13 protein-coding genes are annotated in these 15102 nt (G+C 57.0%); 1 reads left to right on the top strand and 12 read right to left on the bottom strand.

Going from position 1 to position 15102, the window contains the following annotated elements:
• Positions 1-81: 81 nt before the first annotated feature.
• The 6 genes from odhB to sdhC form a co-directional block, all read right to left on the bottom strand.
• Positions 82-1293, bottom strand: a complete 1212-nt coding sequence (gene odhB, locus L362_RS20575) for a 2-oxoglutarate dehydrogenase complex dihydrolipoyllysine-residue succinyltransferase (RefSeq protein ID WP_023343599.1) — start codon at positions 1291-1293, stop codon at positions 82-84.
• Positions 1294-1307: 14 nt separating this feature from the next.
• Positions 1308-4115 carry a 2-oxoglutarate dehydrogenase E1 component gene (gene sucA / locus L362_RS20580; protein ID WP_008501092.1) on the bottom strand — a complete coding sequence of 936 codons (2808 nt, stop codon included), beginning with the start codon at positions 4113-4115 and terminating at the stop codon, positions 1308-1310.
• Positions 4116-4363: 248 nt separating this feature from the next.
• Positions 4364-5080: a succinate dehydrogenase iron-sulfur subunit SdhB gene (gene sdhB, locus L362_RS20585; RefSeq protein WP_008501090.1), complete on the bottom strand. Its 717-nt coding sequence runs from the start codon at positions 5078-5080 to the stop codon at positions 4364-4366.
• A gap of 15 nt (positions 5081-5095) precedes the next feature.
• On the bottom strand, positions 5096-6862 hold the full coding sequence (gene sdhA, locus L362_RS20590; protein WP_008501089.1) for a succinate dehydrogenase flavoprotein subunit: 1767 nt from the start codon (positions 6860-6862) through the stop codon (positions 5096-5098).
• Entirely contained in the window at positions 6862-7209 is a 348-nt protein-coding gene (gene sdhD, locus L362_RS20595; protein ID WP_008501088.1) for a succinate dehydrogenase membrane anchor subunit, read from the bottom strand. Before sdhD ends, sdhA begins: the two co-directional genes overlap by 1 nt.
• Positions 7203-7607: a succinate dehydrogenase cytochrome b556 subunit gene (gene sdhC / locus L362_RS20600; RefSeq protein WP_020684965.1), complete on the bottom strand. Its 405-nt coding sequence runs from the start codon at positions 7605-7607 to the stop codon at positions 7203-7205. The genes sdhD and sdhC overlap by 7 nt, the downstream gene beginning before the upstream one ends.
• Before the next feature lie 639 nt (positions 7608-8246).
• On the opposite strand from sdhC, the gene L362_RS20605 reads away from it, so the two are divergent.
• Complete coding sequence (locus L362_RS20605) at positions 8247-9530, top strand: citrate synthase (RefSeq protein WP_008501086.1); 1284 nt, start codon at positions 8247-8249, stop codon at positions 9528-9530.
• Positions 9531-9615: 85 nt separating this feature from the next.
• On the opposite strand, the gene nei is transcribed toward L362_RS20605, so the two are convergent.
• The 6 genes from nei to phrB are packed head-to-tail and all read right to left on the bottom strand — an operon-like array spanning position 9616 to position 14916.
• The gene (gene nei, locus L362_RS20610; protein ID WP_021241018.1) at positions 9616-10407 is read right to left on the bottom strand and encodes an endonuclease VIII; all 792 of its coding nucleotides are present in this window, start codon (positions 10405-10407) and stop codon (positions 9616-9618) included.
• Between the two features lie 18 nt (positions 10408-10425).
• The gene (gene pxpA / locus L362_RS20615) at positions 10426-11166 is read right to left on the bottom strand and encodes a 5-oxoprolinase subunit PxpA (RefSeq protein ID WP_023343598.1); all 741 of its coding nucleotides are present in this window, start codon (positions 11164-11166) and stop codon (positions 10426-10428) included.
• Positions 11153-12085 (bottom strand): 5-oxoprolinase subunit PxpC, encoded by a 933-nt coding sequence (gene pxpC, locus L362_RS20620; RefSeq protein WP_021241019.1) that lies wholly within the window; start codon positions 12083-12085, stop codon positions 11153-11155. The genes pxpA and pxpC overlap by 14 nt, the downstream gene beginning before the upstream one ends.
• Positions 12079-12735, bottom strand: a complete 657-nt coding sequence (gene pxpB / locus L362_RS20625) for a 5-oxoprolinase subunit PxpB (protein ID WP_032637607.1) — start codon at positions 12733-12735, stop codon at positions 12079-12081. Before pxpB ends, pxpC begins: the two co-directional genes overlap by 7 nt.
• 14 nt (positions 12736-12749) lie before the next feature.
• A complete protein-coding gene (locus L362_RS20630) occupies positions 12750-13493 on the bottom strand; it encodes a type 2 GTP cyclohydrolase I (protein WP_021241021.1) in 744 nt (247 codons plus the stop codon).
• 10 nt (positions 13494-13503) lie between these two features.
• Positions 13504-14916, bottom strand: coding sequence for a deoxyribodipyrimidine photo-lyase (gene phrB, locus L362_RS20635; protein ID WP_023343596.1), 1413 nt, complete (start codon positions 14914-14916; stop codon positions 13504-13506).
• Between the last annotated feature and the right edge of the window lie 186 nt (positions 14917-15102).

Here is a 15102-nt window from a genome sequence, read left to right as displayed (position 1 = left end):
CTTCAGGGTAATCGTTATCTTCAAACCTGTAGACCGGCGCAGCGTGTGCCGGTCTACGGGGCAGGTGATGCTAAATCGTGACTAGACGTCCAGCAGCAGACGCGTTGGATCTTCGAGCAGCTCTTTAATGGCTACCAGGAAGCCCACGGACTCGCGGCCGTCGATCAGGCGGTGGTCGTAAGAGAGCGCCAGGTACATCATCGGCAGGATCTCAACTTTACCGTCTACCGCCATAGGACGATCTTTGATGGCATGCATACCCAGGATCGCGCTCTGCGGCGGGTTAATGATCGGGGTAGACATCAGCGATCCGAAGACGCCGCCGTTGGTAATGGTGAAGTTACCGCCGGTCAGGTCGTCTACGGTCAGCTTGCCGTCGCGGCCTTTCACCGCCAGCTCTTTAATGTTTTTCTCGATGTCGGCCATACCCAGGGTATCCACATCACGCAGAACCGGGGTCACCAGGCCACGTGGGGTCGAAACCGCCATGCTGACGTCGAAGTAGTTGTGGTAAACCACGTCATCGCCATCAATGGACGCGTTCACTTCCGGGTAGCGTTTCAGCGCTTCAACCACCGCCTTCACGTAGAAGGACATAAAGCCCAGACGGATACCGTGACGTTTTTCAAACGCATCACCGTACTGCTTACGCAGGTCCATGATTGGCTTCATGTTCACTTCGTTGAAGGTGGTCAGCATCGCGGTAGAGTTTTTCGCTTCCAGCAGACGCTCGGCAACGCGCTTACGCAGGCGAGTCATCGGCACGCGTTTTTCGCTGCGGGCCCCCAGAGCAGGCTGTGCTGCCGCAGGGGCTTTCGCTTCCGCCTGAGCAGGCGCTTTCGCCAGATGCTTGTCGATGTCTTCGCGGGTCAGACGACCGCCCACACCGGTGCCTTTAATGGCTGCCGGGTCAAGGCTGTGTTCCGCCAGCAGGCGACGGATCGCCGGGCTGAGGGCGTCGTTAGACTGCTCTTCCAGAGACGCCTGCTGGCGCTGCGCTGGCGTAGAGGCTTTCTCTTCAGATTTCGCGCTGGACTCTTTGCCCGCGCTGTTGCCTTCACGCAGGCGACCCAGGATCTGACGAGAGGTGACGGTGGTGCCTTCGTCTTCCAGCACCGCGTCCAGAACGCCATCCGCCGAAGCCGGTACTTCCAGTACCACTTTGTCAGTTTCGATTTCTACCAGCACTTCATCGCGCTTAACGGCATCGCCTGGTTTTTTGTGCCAGGTAGCGACGGTCGCATCTGCTACAGATTCAGGCAGGTCGGGAACAAGAATATCTACGCTACTCATTATGTATCCTTTAATTAATCGACGTTCAGCGCGTCATTGACCAGATCTTGTTGCTGCTTCTGGTGAACGGACATATACCCTACCGCCGGAGAGGCGGAGGCCGGGCGACCTGCATAGCGCAGGGCTGACCCAAATGGAATCACTTCACGGAAATGATGCTGGCTGCAGTACCATGCGCCCTGGTTGAGCGGCTCTTCCTGGCACCAGACAAAATCATGAACGTGAGCGTACGGTTTCAGCGCTTCCTGCACCGCCTGGTGCGGGAACGGATAAAGCTGTTCGATACGCACGATGGCGACATCTTTCTGATCGTTCTTACGGCGCTGTTCCAGCAGGTCGTAATAAACCTTACCAGAACACATCACCACACGCTTCACGGCCTGCGGATCCAGCTCGTCAATTTCACCGATGGCTGGCAGGAAGGTACCGTTGGCCAGCTCTTCCAGGCTGGACACCGCCAGCGGGTGACGCAGCAGGGATTTCGGCGACATGACCACCAGCGGACGACGCATACCGCGCAGCGCCTGACGACGCAGCATGTGGTAAACCTGAGCAGGGGTCGACGGCACGCAAACCTGCATGTTCTGCTCGGCGCAGAGCTGCAGATAACGTTCCAGACGCGCGGAGGAGTGCTCCGGACCCTGGCCTTCATAGCCGTGCGGCAGCAGCATCACCAGGCCACACATACGGCCCCATTTCTGTTCGCCGGATGAGATGAACTGGTCGATAACCACCTGCGCACCGTTGGCGAAGTCACCGAACTGCGCTTCCCAGATGGTCAGGGTGCGCGGTTCTGCCGTGGCGTAACCGTATTCGAAAGCCAGTACCGCTTCTTCAGACAGCACGGAGTCCCAGACCTTGAACTGGCCCTGACCGTTGTGCACGTGCTGCAGCGGGGTGTAAGTTGAACCGTTGGACTGGTTGTGAACCACCGCGTGACGGTGGAAGAAGGTGCCACGGCCCGCATCTTCACCGGACAGACGAACAGGAATGCCTTCGTCAACCAGCGTCGCGTAAGCCAGCGTTTCCGCGCCGCCCCAGTCGAACAGCTTCTCGCCTGCCGCCATGGCCTGACGGTCAGCATAAATTTTCGCCACGCGAGACTGCATCTCGATAGCGTCCGGCACGGTGCTGATGCGTTTAGCCAGCTCCTGCAGGCGCTTCATCTCCACCTTGTTCGGGTAGCTCTCATCCCACTCGTGGTTGAGGTACGGCGACCAGGTAAAGGAGTGCATGTTCATCGGGCGCAGCTCTTTCACTACGCATTCACCCGCGTCCAGCGCGTCGCGGTAGAGGTTGACCATTTCGGTCGCATCTTCCAGCGTCGCCACTTTGTCGCTTTCCAGCTTGTCAGCATAGATTTTGCGCGGCGTCGGGTGTTTTTTGATTTTCTGGTACATCAGCGGCTGGGTTGCACTTGGCTCATCCGCTTCGTTGTGGCCGTGACGGCGGTAGCAGAAGAGGTCAATGAACACATCACGTTTGAAGGTATTACGGAAGTCCAGCGCCAGGCGGGTCACGAAAGCCACGGCTTCCGGGTCATCCGCGTTAACGTGGAAGATCGGCGCCTGAACCATCTTACCGATGTCGGTGCAGTACGGGGTAGAACGTGCGTCAAGCGGGTTAGAGGTGGTGAAGCCCACCTGGTTGTTGATCACGATGCGAACGGTACCGCCCACTTCGTAACCACGCGCTTTGGACATGTTCAGGGTTTCCTGCACCACGCCCTGCCCTGTCACCGCCGCATCACCGTGGATGGTGATTGGCAGAACTTTGTTGCTGCTCGGCTCGTCCAGACGATCCAGACGCGCGCGCACGGAACCGATAACCACCGGGCTGACGATCTCGAGGTGTGACGGGTTAAACGCCAGCGCCAGGTGAACCAGACCGCCTTCGGTTTCGATATCTGACGAGAAGCCCATGTGGTACTTCACGTCACCGGTACCGAGGTGTTCTTTATGTTTGCCTGCGAATTCGTCGAACAGGTCCTGCGGTTTTTTACCCAGCACGTTGACCAGTACGTTCAGACGACCACGGTGTGCCATGCCCAGCACCACTTCACGGGTGCCGCTCTTGCCTGCGTGACGAATCAGCTCTTTCAGCATCGGCACCAGGGCGTCACCGCCTTCCAGCGAGAAGCGTTTTGCGCCCGGGAACTTCGCGCCCAGATAGCGCTCAAGGCCTTCCGCTGCGGTCAGTTCGCTGAGGAAGCGTTTTTTCTCGTCAGCCGAGAAGGTCGCGTGGCCCGCTACGGATTCGATGCGCTGCTGGATCCAGCGCTTCTCTTCGGTAGAGGTAATGTGCATGTATTCCGCGCCGATGGAGCCGCAGTAGGTTTGCTTGAGCGCGTCAATCAGATCGCCCAGCTTCATCGTGTCTTTGCCGATGGCAAAGGAACCTACGTTAAAGCTTTCCTGGAAATCGGCCTCGGTCAGATCGTGATACGCCGGATCGAGATCGGCCACACGGTCTTGTTTCCACAGTCCCAGCGGATCGAGATTCGCATGCTGGTGACCACGGAAGCGATAAGCGTTGATAAGCTGCAGGACTTTAACCTGCTTCGCATTGGTGTCAGGGTCGGAAATCGCAGAAGAGTAACGTGAGGCATCCTTCGCCAGACGACGGAAATAATCACGTGTTTTGGAATGGAATTGATCCGGTTTGACCCCTGTACCAGGCAACTGCTGGAACATGGAACGCCAGTTTGCGTCCACTGAGTCAGGATCGGTTAAGAAGTCTTCATAGAGCTGTTCTATCCAGCTCTGGTTGGCACCAGAGAGGTAAGAAGAGTCCAGCCAGGCTTTCATTGCGCCGTTCTGCATCGTGATCCCTTAAGCATTTTTATGCTTACTTTCGCCGTAGAAACTACCACGCACACCACGTGTACGTGCCGGGGTTCACCTGCGAGCTCTTTTCATTTGGCCCGCGAAGGAACCTTTAGAAACTGTCTGGACTTCAGGGTAGTACAGGGCAGTTTTTAAAGGTTTCTGCATTTTGCCCGGTGGCGCTACGCTTACCGGGCCTACAGTTTCGTAGGCCGGATAAGCGCAGCGCCATCCGGCAACGTTACTTACGCACTGCGCTGCAGCAGCATCGACTTAATATGGCCGATGGCGCGCGTCGGGTTCAGCCCCTTCGGACACACACTGACGCAGTTCATGATGCTATGGCAGCGGAATACGCTGAAAGCGTCACTCAGTCCTTCCAGACGGCTGTCGGTTTCGGTGTCGCGGCTATCGATCAGGAAGCGATAGGCAGCCAGCAGACCGGCCGGGCCGATAAACTTGTCCGGGTTCCACCAGAACGACGGGCAGGACGTAGAACAGCATGCGCAGAGAATACACTCGTACAGACCATCGAGTTTTTCACGCTGCTCAGGAGACTGTAAGTGCTCACGAGCCGGTGGATTTTGCCCATTATTCAATAAGTAAGGCTTAATCTTCTCATATTGTGCATAGAATTGCCCCATGTCTACCACCAAATCACGCACGACCGGCAGGCCTGGCAGAGGACGGATAACAATTTTCTGACCAGGACGCTGCAACGCTGAAATTGGCGTGATGCAGGCCAGGCCATTTTTGCCGTTCATGTTCACACCGTCAGAACCACACACCCCTTCACGGCAGGAGCGACGGAACGACAGGGTTGGATCTTTTTCTTTCAGCTGGATTAGGGCATCCAGCAGCATCATGTCGCGACCTTCTTCCGCTTCCAGGGTGTAGTCCTGCATGCGCGGAGCGTCATCAACATCCGGGTTATAACGATAAACTGAGAATTCGAGTTTCATTATCCTGTCTCCGCATTAGTAAGTACGAATCTTCGGCGGGAACGCCGGACGCAGTTTCGGTTCCATGTTGACGCTACGACGCGTCATGGTTTCCGACTCTGGCAGATACAGGGAATGGCACAGCCAGTTTTCGTCATCACGCTCCGGGAAGTCGAAGCGGCTATGCGCGCCACGGCTTTCGGTACGGAAGTTTGCCGACATCGCGGTCGCGAACGCGGTTTCCATCAGGTTATCCAGCTCCAGGCACTCAACGCGCTGGGTGTTGAACTCGCTGGAGGTGTCGTCCAGACGGGCATTTTTCAGACGCTCGCGGATCGCTTTCAGCTGCTCAAGACCTTTGGCCATCGCGTCGCCTTCACGGAATACCGAGAAGTTGTGCTGCATGCATTCCTGCAGCGCTTTACGGATTTCCACCGGATCTTCGCCGTTACGGTTGCCGTTCCAGCGGTTGAGGCGCTCAAGAGAGGCATCAATTTCGTCGTCGGTCGCGTCACGCAGCGCGCCCTGCTCGGCAATGGATTCCTGCAGATGCAGACCCACCGCACGACCAAACACCACCAGGTCCAGCAGGGAGTTGCCGCCCAGACGGTTTGCGCCGTGTACGGATACGCAGGCAATTTCGCCCACCGCGAACAGGCCTGGAATGACCACGTCTTCGCCCTGCTCGTTCACGGTCAGCGCCTGACCGGTCACTTTGGTCGGAATACCGCCCATCATGTAGTGGCAGGTTGGGATAACCGGAATCGGCTCTTTCACCGGATCGACGTGCGCGAAGGTGCGGGACAGTTCCAGAATGCCCGGCAGACGGGATTCCAGCACTTCTTTACCCAGGTGGTCGAGCTTCAGCTTCGCGTGTGGACCCCAAGGGCCGTCACAGCCGCGGCCTTCACGGATTTCGATCATGATGGAACGCGCCACCACGTCACGACCCGCCAGGTCTTTCGCATTCGGGGCATAACGCTCCATGAAGCGCTCGCCGTGTTTATTCAGCAGGTAGCCACCTTCACCACGGCAGCCTTCTGTTACCAGCACGCCCGCACCGGCGATACCGGTTGGGTGGAACTGCCACATCTCCATATCCTGCACCGGCACGCCTGCGCGGATAGCCATACCGACACCGTCACCGGTGTTGATGTGGGCGTTGGTGGTGGACTGGTAAATACGGCCTGCACCGCCGGTCGCCAGCACGGTTGCGCGGGCTTTGAAGTAGACCACTTCACCGGTTTCGATGCACAGCGCGGTACAACCAACGATGGCGCCATCGGCGTTCTTCACCAGATCCAGCGCATACCATTCGGAGAAGATGGTGGTGTGGTTTTTCAGGTTCTGCTGATACAGGGTGTGCAGCAGCGCGTGACCGGTACGGTCAGCCGCCGCCGCGGTGCGTGCCGCCTGCTCGCCGCCGAAGTTTTTCGACTGGCCGCCAAACGGACGCTGATAGATGGTGCCATTTTCCAGACGGGAGAACGGCAGACCCATGTGGTCCAGCTCCAGAATCGCTTCCGGGCCAGTTTTACACATATATTCGATGGCATCCTGGTCACCGATGTAATCGGAACCTTTTACCGTGTCATACATGTGCCATTCCCAGTTATCTTCATGGGAGTTACCCAGCGCAACGGTAATACCGCCCTGCGCAGACACAGTATGGGAACGGGTTGGGAAGACTTTAGAGAGCAGCGCACAGCTCTGGCCACTCTGGGAAATTTGCAGTGCGGCACGCATACCTGCGCCACCGGCACCAATCACAACAGCATCAAATTCTCTGACTGGCAGTTTCATTACACACCCCACACCACAACGAATCCATAAATAACGTAAACCACCAGTGCAACCACAATGGCCAGCTGCAGTGGAAGGCGAATCGCCAGCGGTTTAACGTAATCGGTCAACACCTGCCACATGCCAATCCAGGCATGAATAAGGATGGAGAAAAGGGCCAGCAGGGTGAACACTTTGGTGAAGGCGGATCCGAAGAACCCACTCCAGATTTCCCACGTCAGCGTGCCGCTGGTCGCAAAGAAACCGATCATATAGATGATGTAGAGGGTGAGAACGATGGCGGTAGCACGGACCAGAATGAAGTCATGTACGCCGTTGCGTCCTAATGCGGAGGCGTTGCTTACCATACGAGAACTCCTGCGAGAAGTGAAAGCACGACTGTAATCACAAATGAAATGTTAGCGGAGCGCTTCCCGGCTTCGAAAGTCTCTTCCAGGTAGCCAAAGTCCATCAGCATATGGCGAACACCCACCACAACGTGGTACGCCAGCGCGGTCAGAATGCCCCACATGATGAATTTCACGAAGAAGCTGTTCATGATGGCAGAGGCCTGGAGGAATCCTTCAGGGGAAGAGAGGCTGGTGCCCAGTAACCACAGCAGAATACCGACCGCCACAAACGTAATCACACCAGAAACACGGTGCAGAATGGACGCTATTGCTGTTACGGGGAACCGGATCGTTTTGAGATCCAGATTGACAGGTCTTTGTTTTTTCACATTTCTTATCATGAATAACGCCCACATGCTGTTCTTATTGTTTCCTTCCTCCGGACTGCGATGCGGGTCAGACAGCGTTCCTTTTCTATAACTGCGCGTCATGCAAAACAGTGCTTCCAGATGCTTAAACGACACATTACAACGCTGGGTGGCTCGGGATTGCAGGGTGTTCCGGAGACCTGGCGGCAGTATAGGCCGTTCACAAAATCATTACAATTAACCTACATACAGTTTGTCGGGTTTTCTCTGGAACAGTGATCAGGGTCACGATAACAACATCTTTTTAATTTTTAATCATCTGATTTGACAAATGTTAAACAATATTGTTACAAACGTCATCAGAAAAGGCATATAATGCGCAAAAGTTATGAGGTCTCTCTTTCACCTGACAAATAGTTATGTAACAGTGTGATGGTATTGACCGAAGTTATCAGGACAGTTATTAGTGATATACAGGTTTGAATAATTCGGACTGCAAAAACGCTGATTTGCTGTTGTTTCACTGATATTTCATTCGTTTACCTGCAAGGCGCCATAGCTCTGTACCCTGGTTTGTCCTCGTGAGCTGAGCGGTAAGCCAAATAACAATCTGGTAACGGTGATTAACAGCTGAAAGCAAATCCGGTAAAGCGCAGTCTTAAGCATAAGGCGCTAAGGAGACCGTAAATGGCTGATACAAAGGCAACGCTCACCCTAAATGGTGACACTGCTATTGAACTGGATGTGCTAAAAGGCACGCTCGGTCAGGATGTTATTGATATCCGTACGCTGGGTTCCAAAGGGGTATTCACCTTTGACCCTGGATTTACCTCTACCGCATCTTGCGAATCCAAAATCACCTTTATCGACGGTGACGAAGGTATCCTGCTCCATCGCGGCTTCCCTATCGATCAGTTAGCCACCGAATCCAACTATCTGGAAGTGTGCTACATCCTGCTGAACGGCGAAAAACCGACGCAGGCCCAGTTCGATGAATTTAAAACCACCGTGACCCGTCACACCATGATCCATGAGCAGATTACCCGTCTGTTCCATGCGTTCCGTCGTGACTCTCACCCAATGGCGGTGATGTGCGGTATTACCGGTGCGCTGGCAGCGTTCTACCACGACTCCCTTGACGTGAATAACCCACGTCACCGTGAAATCGCCGCTTACCGTCTGCTGTCCAAAATGCCTACCATGGCGGCGATGTGTTACAAATACTCCATCGGCCAGCCGTTTGTGTATCCGCGTAACGACCTCTCCTACGCGGGCAACTTCCTGCGCATGATGTTCTCCACGCCGTGCGAAGAGTACGAAGTGAACCCGGTTCTGGAACGCGCGATGGACCGTATTCTCATCCTGCATGCTGACCACGAACAGAACGCCTCGACCTCAACCGTTCGTACCGCAGGCTCTTCAGGCGCGAACCCGTTCGCCTGTATCGCTGCGGGCATCGCCTCCCTGTGGGGACCGGCGCACGGCGGCGCGAACGAAGCGGCGCTGAAGATGCTGGAAGAGATCAGCACCGTTGAGCACATTCCTGAGTTCGTGCGTCGCGCGAAAGACAAGAATGACTCCTTCCGCCTGATGGGCTTCGGTCACCGTGTTTACAAAAACTATGACCCGCGCGCCACCGTGATGCGTGAAACCTGCCACGAAGTGCTGAAAGAGCTGGGTACCAAAGATGACCTGCTGGAAGTGGCGATGGAGCTGGAACACATCGCGCTGAACGACCCGTACTTCATCGAGAAGAAACTCTACCCGAACGTCGATTTCTACTCTGGCATTATTCTGAAAGCGATGGGCATTCCGTCTTCCATGTTCACCGTGATCTTCGCCATGGCGCGTACCGTAGGCTGGATTGCGCACTGGAACGAAATGCACAGCGAAGGCATGAAGATCGCCCGTCCTCGTCAGCTGTATACCGGCTACGAGCAGCGTGATTTTAAGTCTGACCTGAAGCGCTAAAAGTTAAGCCCGGTGGCGCTAACGCTTACCGGGCCTACAAATGCGAAACGTAGGCCGGGTAAGGCGTAGCCGCCACCCGGCTTTTTTATTTTTGACAATGTGGACACCAGTAAAAGGGTCTCGAAGAGAGCATAATCCTGTCGATAATCCCGCCGCACCGCTCGCACTTCTTCCCCGCCCGATGAAACACCTTGAACCGGAACAGCGCCCCGTGGTGCTTGTTTTCATCTACGATGCCACGCGTGTTGTACGACAGCCGCGGGATGTCCAGCAGCGCGTGGGACAGCGCCTCCAGCTGTTCATCGCTCAGCTGAGAAGCTTTGTGCTGCGGTGCCAGCCCGACTTCCCAGAGGATCTCCACCCGCAGGTAGTTGCCAAGCCCGGCGAGAAAGGCCTGGTCAAGGAACAGGCCGGAAAACTGCCTGTTGCGGAATGTGGGCGATAGCAGCCGGGCCTTTACATCGCTCGCCGTCAGGCGCATATCCAGCACGTCCGGCCCAACCCGCTGTAAGAACGGGTGCGTGAGCAACTGCTCAGGCGTTAACATTTCGATATCAGAAGCGCTATAGAGCAGGATCGCCTTATCCGCCGTTTGCAGCCTGACGCGCAGCACGCGGGTCGTTTGCGGCTGTTCACCCGCCTCCACCACGCGCCACACGCCGTAAAGCTGGTTGTGGCTATATAACGTCAGGTTATGGGAAAAGTGCGTGAGCAACGCTTTGCCGCGCGTTTCAATATGCGTTACCGACTGCCCCACCAGCTGTGATTCAAACGGTTTCAGTTGAGGAAAAGCAAACCAGACCTCCGTCAGCGGTTTGCCCTTTATCGCCGCCTCGAGGCTATCCGCCGCGCGGCGGATCTCCGGGCCTTCTGGCATTTTTCTATCCTTTTATGATTAATCTGCGCTGACAAGAATGCCCTCTTCAGCGAACGCGGCCCGCAGGCGGCGCGCGAACTGGAGCGCATGCTCGCCATCGCCGTGTAAACATACCGTATCAGCCTGAACGTGCGCCGTTGTGCCATCCACGGCGGTCACTCGCCCGTAGCGCACCATCTCCAGCGTCTGCGCCAGCGCTTTCGCTTCATCGGTAATCAGCGCACCGGCTTGCGTGCGCGGAACCAGACTGCCGTCCGGCATGTATCCCCGATCGGCAAACACCTCCTGCCGCGTGGTCAGCCCCAGCCGTTCTCCGGCACGAATAAGCTCACTGCCCGCCAGGCCGACCAGAATCAGCTGCGGATTACAGTCCCGCACCGCACGGGCAATCGCCGCCGCCAGCACCGGGTCTTTTGCCGCCTGGTTATAGAGCATACCGTGCGGCTTCACGTGACGCAGTACGCCCTTCCCGGCGCGAACCATCGCCTCCAGCGCGCCAGTCTGGTAGAGCACCTGCGCGTAGACCGTCTCATGCGGCAGGTCCATCGCGGTGCGACCAAAGTTCTCCCGGTCAGGGAAGCTCGGGTGAGCGCCAATCGCCACGCCATTTTTGATGGCATGACGCACGCTCTCCAGCATGGTTTGCGCATCGCCCGCGTGAAAGCCGCAGGCAATATTGACCGAAGAGACCAGCGTCATCAGCGCCGCGTCGGCGCTGCCGCCCTCGCCCAGATCGGCGTTTAAATCAATCTTTACCATCGAGCCTCCACGCCAGCTGTTCGAGATAGCGCTGCTGATCCTGCCGCGCCTTTAGCGCTTCCTCCAGCGAACACTGCACGAAGTGAATCGGCTGTCCGAGGGGAATTTGCGCCAGATGGTAGCGATCGGCTTCAATAATGCAGGCAATTCGCGGATAGCCCCCCGTCGTCTGCGCGTCGTTCATTAAGACGATCGGTTGCCCGTTGCCTGGAACCTGAATAACGCCGGGCAACAAACCGTGGGAGAGCAGTTCCCGGTCGGTGGTCCGGATCAGCGGCTGCCCCTGCAGACGATAGCCCATTCGGTTACTCTGCGGACTAAGCTTCCACGGCGCGCGCCAGAAAGACTCTTTTGAGGCCTCGTCGAACTCATGATATTCCGGCCCCGGTAAGGCGCGGATCTGGTTTCCCCAGAGAAGTTGTTTTACCCCCTGAGCCGTCGAGAAGTGACGCGAAGAGGGCTTAATCGCCAGGCGATCGCCGTCGCGCAACAGACGTCCTTCGTGACCGCCTATCCCGGCTTTCTGATCGGTACTGGATGAGCCCAGCACCTCAGGCACATCAATGCCGCCAGCCACCGCGAGATAGCTACGCACGCCGTGCAGAGGACGTTTTAAGGTCAGACGCTGCCCGGCTTTCGCCCGCAGACGCCAGCCGGTCCACACCGCTTTGCCGTCCAGCGTGGCATCACAGCCTGCGCCGGTGAGTGCGAACCAGGTCTCCTGACCAAACTCAATGACACACTGGCCGAGCGTAATTTCGAGCGCCGCCGTGCTGCCGGGGTTGCCCACCAGCACGTTAGCGATTTCCAGCGCTGGACGGTCCAGCGCGCCACAATAGCTCACGCCGGACTGGCGCATGCCAAAGCGCCCGGCATCCTGTACGGAGGTGTAAAGCCCGGCGCGAATAAGCGTTAACATACCCCCTCCTTCTGCGGGATAAAGCGAAGGGTGTCGCCCGGGCGCAGGAGTATTGGCGACGCCAGCGCGGGGTCAAATAACGGGGTGGCGGTATGCCCAATAAGCTGCCAACCACCGGGCGAAGCCAGCGGATATACGCCGGTCTGCTCGCCACCAATCGCGACCGTCCCCGCCGGTACGCTCAGGCGCGGTTCAGCGCGGCGCGGCGTATGCAGCCGGGGAGATAATCCCCCCAGATACGGGAATCCGGGCTGGAATCCCAGGAACCAGACGACGTAATCCACCGAACTGTGCAGCTCAACCACCTGCTTTTCGGTGAGCCCGCAATGGTCTGCGACCACACCAAGATCCGGTCCCCCCGTACCGCCATAAACGACCGGGATCTCAATGGCACGCGATTCCGGCTCCAGCGCCTCGCTCTCTTCCCACCAGCGCTGTAAACGCTCGATGGCATCCAGCGCCAGCGTATGCGGACTACGCAGCACCACCGTGATGTTATTCATCCCCGGAATGGCTTCAACCACGTCCGGCAGATCGACCAGACGCTGGGTTAGCCGCCAGATACGCTTTTGCGTGGCAATGGTCACCGGCGGCTCGAGCTCCAGAACCACTGCCGTTTCTCCCAGAAGATAACAACGCGCTCGCTGCACTCAGGCACCTCTCATCAGGCCGGATTAGGGATATCAATAAAGGTTACATCCAGATCGGTATTTTCCGTCAGCCACTCGCTGAGGGCCCGAATGCCGCCGCGCTCGGTGGCATGATGACCGGCCGCGTAGAAATGCAGCCCCTGTTCACGCGCCGAGTGAATGGTCTGCTCGGAAACCTCGCCGGTGATAAAGGCATCAACACCGAAGCGCGCGGCGCTGTCGATAAAGCCCTGCCCGCCCCCGGTGCACCAGGCAACGCGTTTTACCAGGTCCGCGCCCGTATCGCCGCACCACAGCGGGCGACGCCCCAGGCGCGCTTCAATCCACGAGGCCAGCTCCAGTCCGGGAACCGGCATCGCCAGCTCGCCCCACGGCACCAGCGGCTCGATTTCGCCCATTACGGTAATCCCCAACAGCTGCGCAAGCTGAACGTTGTTGCCCAGTTCCGGGTGTGCGTCCAGCGGCAGGTGGTAACCGTACAGGTTGATGTCATTTGCCAGCAACGTTTTCAGGCGGTTGCGCTTCATGCCGCGAATAATCGGTGATTCGTTTTTCCAGAAGTAGCCGTGATGGACAATCACCGCATCGGCTTCCTGACGGACAGCCTCGTCCAGCAGCGCCTGGCTTGCCGTGACGCCGGTGATAATTTTCTGCACCGTTTCGCGCCCTTCCACCTGCAGGCCATTTGGGCCGTAGTCGCTAAAGGAGGCGGTATTGAGTTTTTCGTTAATCAGGCGTTCCAGTTCACTGTTTTTCATCTTTATGCTCTCAAACTTTTCGGGCGGCTTCGTACGCCGCCAGCGTGGCGGTGCGCGCCTGTTTATGGTCAACAATCGGGCGGGGATAATCGAGCTTTACGCCCTGTTTATCCGCCCATGCCCACGGTTCGTGGATCGCTTTCGCAGGAACGTTCCTGAGCGCGGGCAACCAGCGGCGGATAAAGTCGCCGTTGGCATCAAATTTTTGCCCCTGAGTGGTCGGATTAAAAATCCTGAAATAGGGAGCCGCATCGGTGCCGGTAGAGGCCGCCCACTGCCAGCCGCCGTTATTCGCAGCGAGATCGCCGTCGATCAGCTGAGAGATAAAATAGCGCTCTCCGATACGCCAGTCGATAAGCAGATCCTTCACCAGAAAGCTGGCGGTAATCATTCGCAGGCGGTTGTGCATCCACCCGGTTTCATTCAGCTGGCGCATGGCAGCATCAACAATCGGATAGCCCGTTTCCCCTTTTTGCCAGGCCTGTAAACGTGCCTCATCGTGCTGCCATTTTACGTTGTCGGTCCAGGGGATGAACGGACGATGCTTACAGAGATCGGGATGATACGTCATCAGATGGCGATAGAATTCACGCCAGATGAGTTCGTTCAGCCACACCGAACCCGCCCCACCGTCCATCGCCTGCGGCTGCTCGGCCAGAAGACGATGTAAACACTGGCGAGGAGAGAGTACGCCCAGCGCCAGGCTTGCCGATAAGCGGCTTGTCCCTTCAATCGCCGGGAAATCCCTGCGCGCGTCGTACTCTCCCGCGCCCTGTTTGCAAAACTGGCGCAGCTTCGCCATTGCTGCCTTCTCGTTTGCGGGGAACAGAAGCTCATCGAATGCCTGTTGGGGATAGTTAAACGTTAATTCAGGCAGCGTGGTTATAGCTTCCCCTCTGGCTGCGGGTGCGGGTACGCACTCCGGCAACGCCTCTTTCAGGCGTTTAACAAAAGCATTTTTAAACGGCGTGAACACTTTATACATTTCATGGCCGCCGGTCATGACGCTGCCCGGTGCCAGCATTACGCTGTCATCAAATCCTTCACAAACCACCTCGCCCAGAATGTTCTCCAGTTGGCGATCCCGCAGCCGTTCGTTCAGCTCGTACTGGTAGTTGTAAAAAAGATGCGTGACGCCGTTCTGCTGACATACCTCCCGCAACATCTTAAGCTGCGCGGCAAAGTCACTGACCTCTTTGTAGATCAGCGGGATACCTTTTTCAGCCAGTGAGTGTTGCAGATCGTTCAGATGCGATTTGAGGTAAGCCGCCTGCCGCGGGGCCATATCATGCTGCTGCCACTGTTCAGGCGTAGCGATAAACAGCGCCAGCACGCTGGCGTCATCGGAACGGCAGGCTGCCGCGAGTGCGAAGTTGTCATGTACGCGCAGGTCCGCGCGAAACCAAACCAGATGGGTGGGCATAAAACTCCAGGCTATTGTCCATTATGTCCATAAGGGCATGCCGTAAAAGGAAAAAGCATGCATTGAACTACTTTGCCATGAAGTGTAGACGGGATGAAATAAAAAAGGCCGCCCAAGGCGGCCTTACAGACTAATGACAAGGTGAATGCTGTGCATTTCGCCCGGCGGCGCTACGCTTGCAAGGGC

Origin of the sequence: Enterobacter sp. MGH 16 (assembly GCF_000493175.1) — a bacterium.
GTDB classification, from domain to species: domain Bacteria; phylum Pseudomonadota; class Gammaproteobacteria; order Enterobacterales; family Enterobacteriaceae; genus Enterobacter; species Enterobacter roggenkampii.
The sequence above is the reverse complement of the archived record's forward strand: the minus strand, read 5'-3'. Positions and strand labels throughout refer to the sequence as shown.

Bases quoted from the DNA above. Each gene is read 5' to 3' on its own strand.
- odhB (WP_023343599.1), bottom strand. From the start codon at position 1,293: ATGAGTAGCGTAGATATTCTTGTTCCCGACCTGCCTGAATCTGTAGCA.
- sucA (WP_008501092.1), bottom strand. From the start codon at position 4,115: ATGCAGAACGGCGCAATGAAAGCCTGGCTGGACTCTTCTTACCTCTCT.
- sdhB (WP_008501090.1), bottom strand. From the start codon at position 5,080: ATGAAACTCGAATTCTCAGTTTATCGTTATAACCCGGATGTTGATGAC.
- sdhA (WP_008501089.1), bottom strand. From the start codon at position 6,862: ATGAAACTGCCAGTCAGAGAATTTGATGCTGTTGTGATTGGTGCCGGT.
- sdhD (WP_008501088.1), bottom strand. From the start codon at position 7,209: ATGGTAAGCAACGCCTCCGCATTAGGACGCAACGGCGTACATGACTTC.
- sdhC (WP_020684965.1), bottom strand. From the start codon at position 7,607: ATGTGGGCGTTATTCATGATAAGAAATGTGAAAAAACAAAGACCTGTC.
- L362_RS20605 (WP_008501086.1), top strand. From the start codon at position 8,247: ATGGCTGATACAAAGGCAACGCTCACCCTAAATGGTGACACTGCTATT.
- nei (WP_021241018.1), bottom strand. From the start codon at position 10,407: ATGCCAGAAGGCCCGGAGATCCGCCGCGCGGCGGATAGCCTCGAGGCG.
- pxpA (WP_023343598.1), bottom strand. From the start codon at position 11,166: ATGGTAAAGATTGATTTAAACGCCGATCTGGGCGAGGGCGGCAGCGCC.
- pxpC (WP_021241019.1), bottom strand. From the start codon at position 12,085: ATGTTAACGCTTATTCGCGCCGGGCTTTACACCTCCGTACAGGATGCC.
- L362_RS20630 (WP_021241021.1), bottom strand. From the start codon at position 13,493: ATGAAAAACAGTGAACTGGAACGCCTGATTAACGAAAAACTCAATACC.
- phrB (WP_023343596.1), bottom strand. From the start codon at position 14,916: ATGCCCACCCATCTGGTTTGGTTTCGCGCGGACCTGCGCGTACATGAC.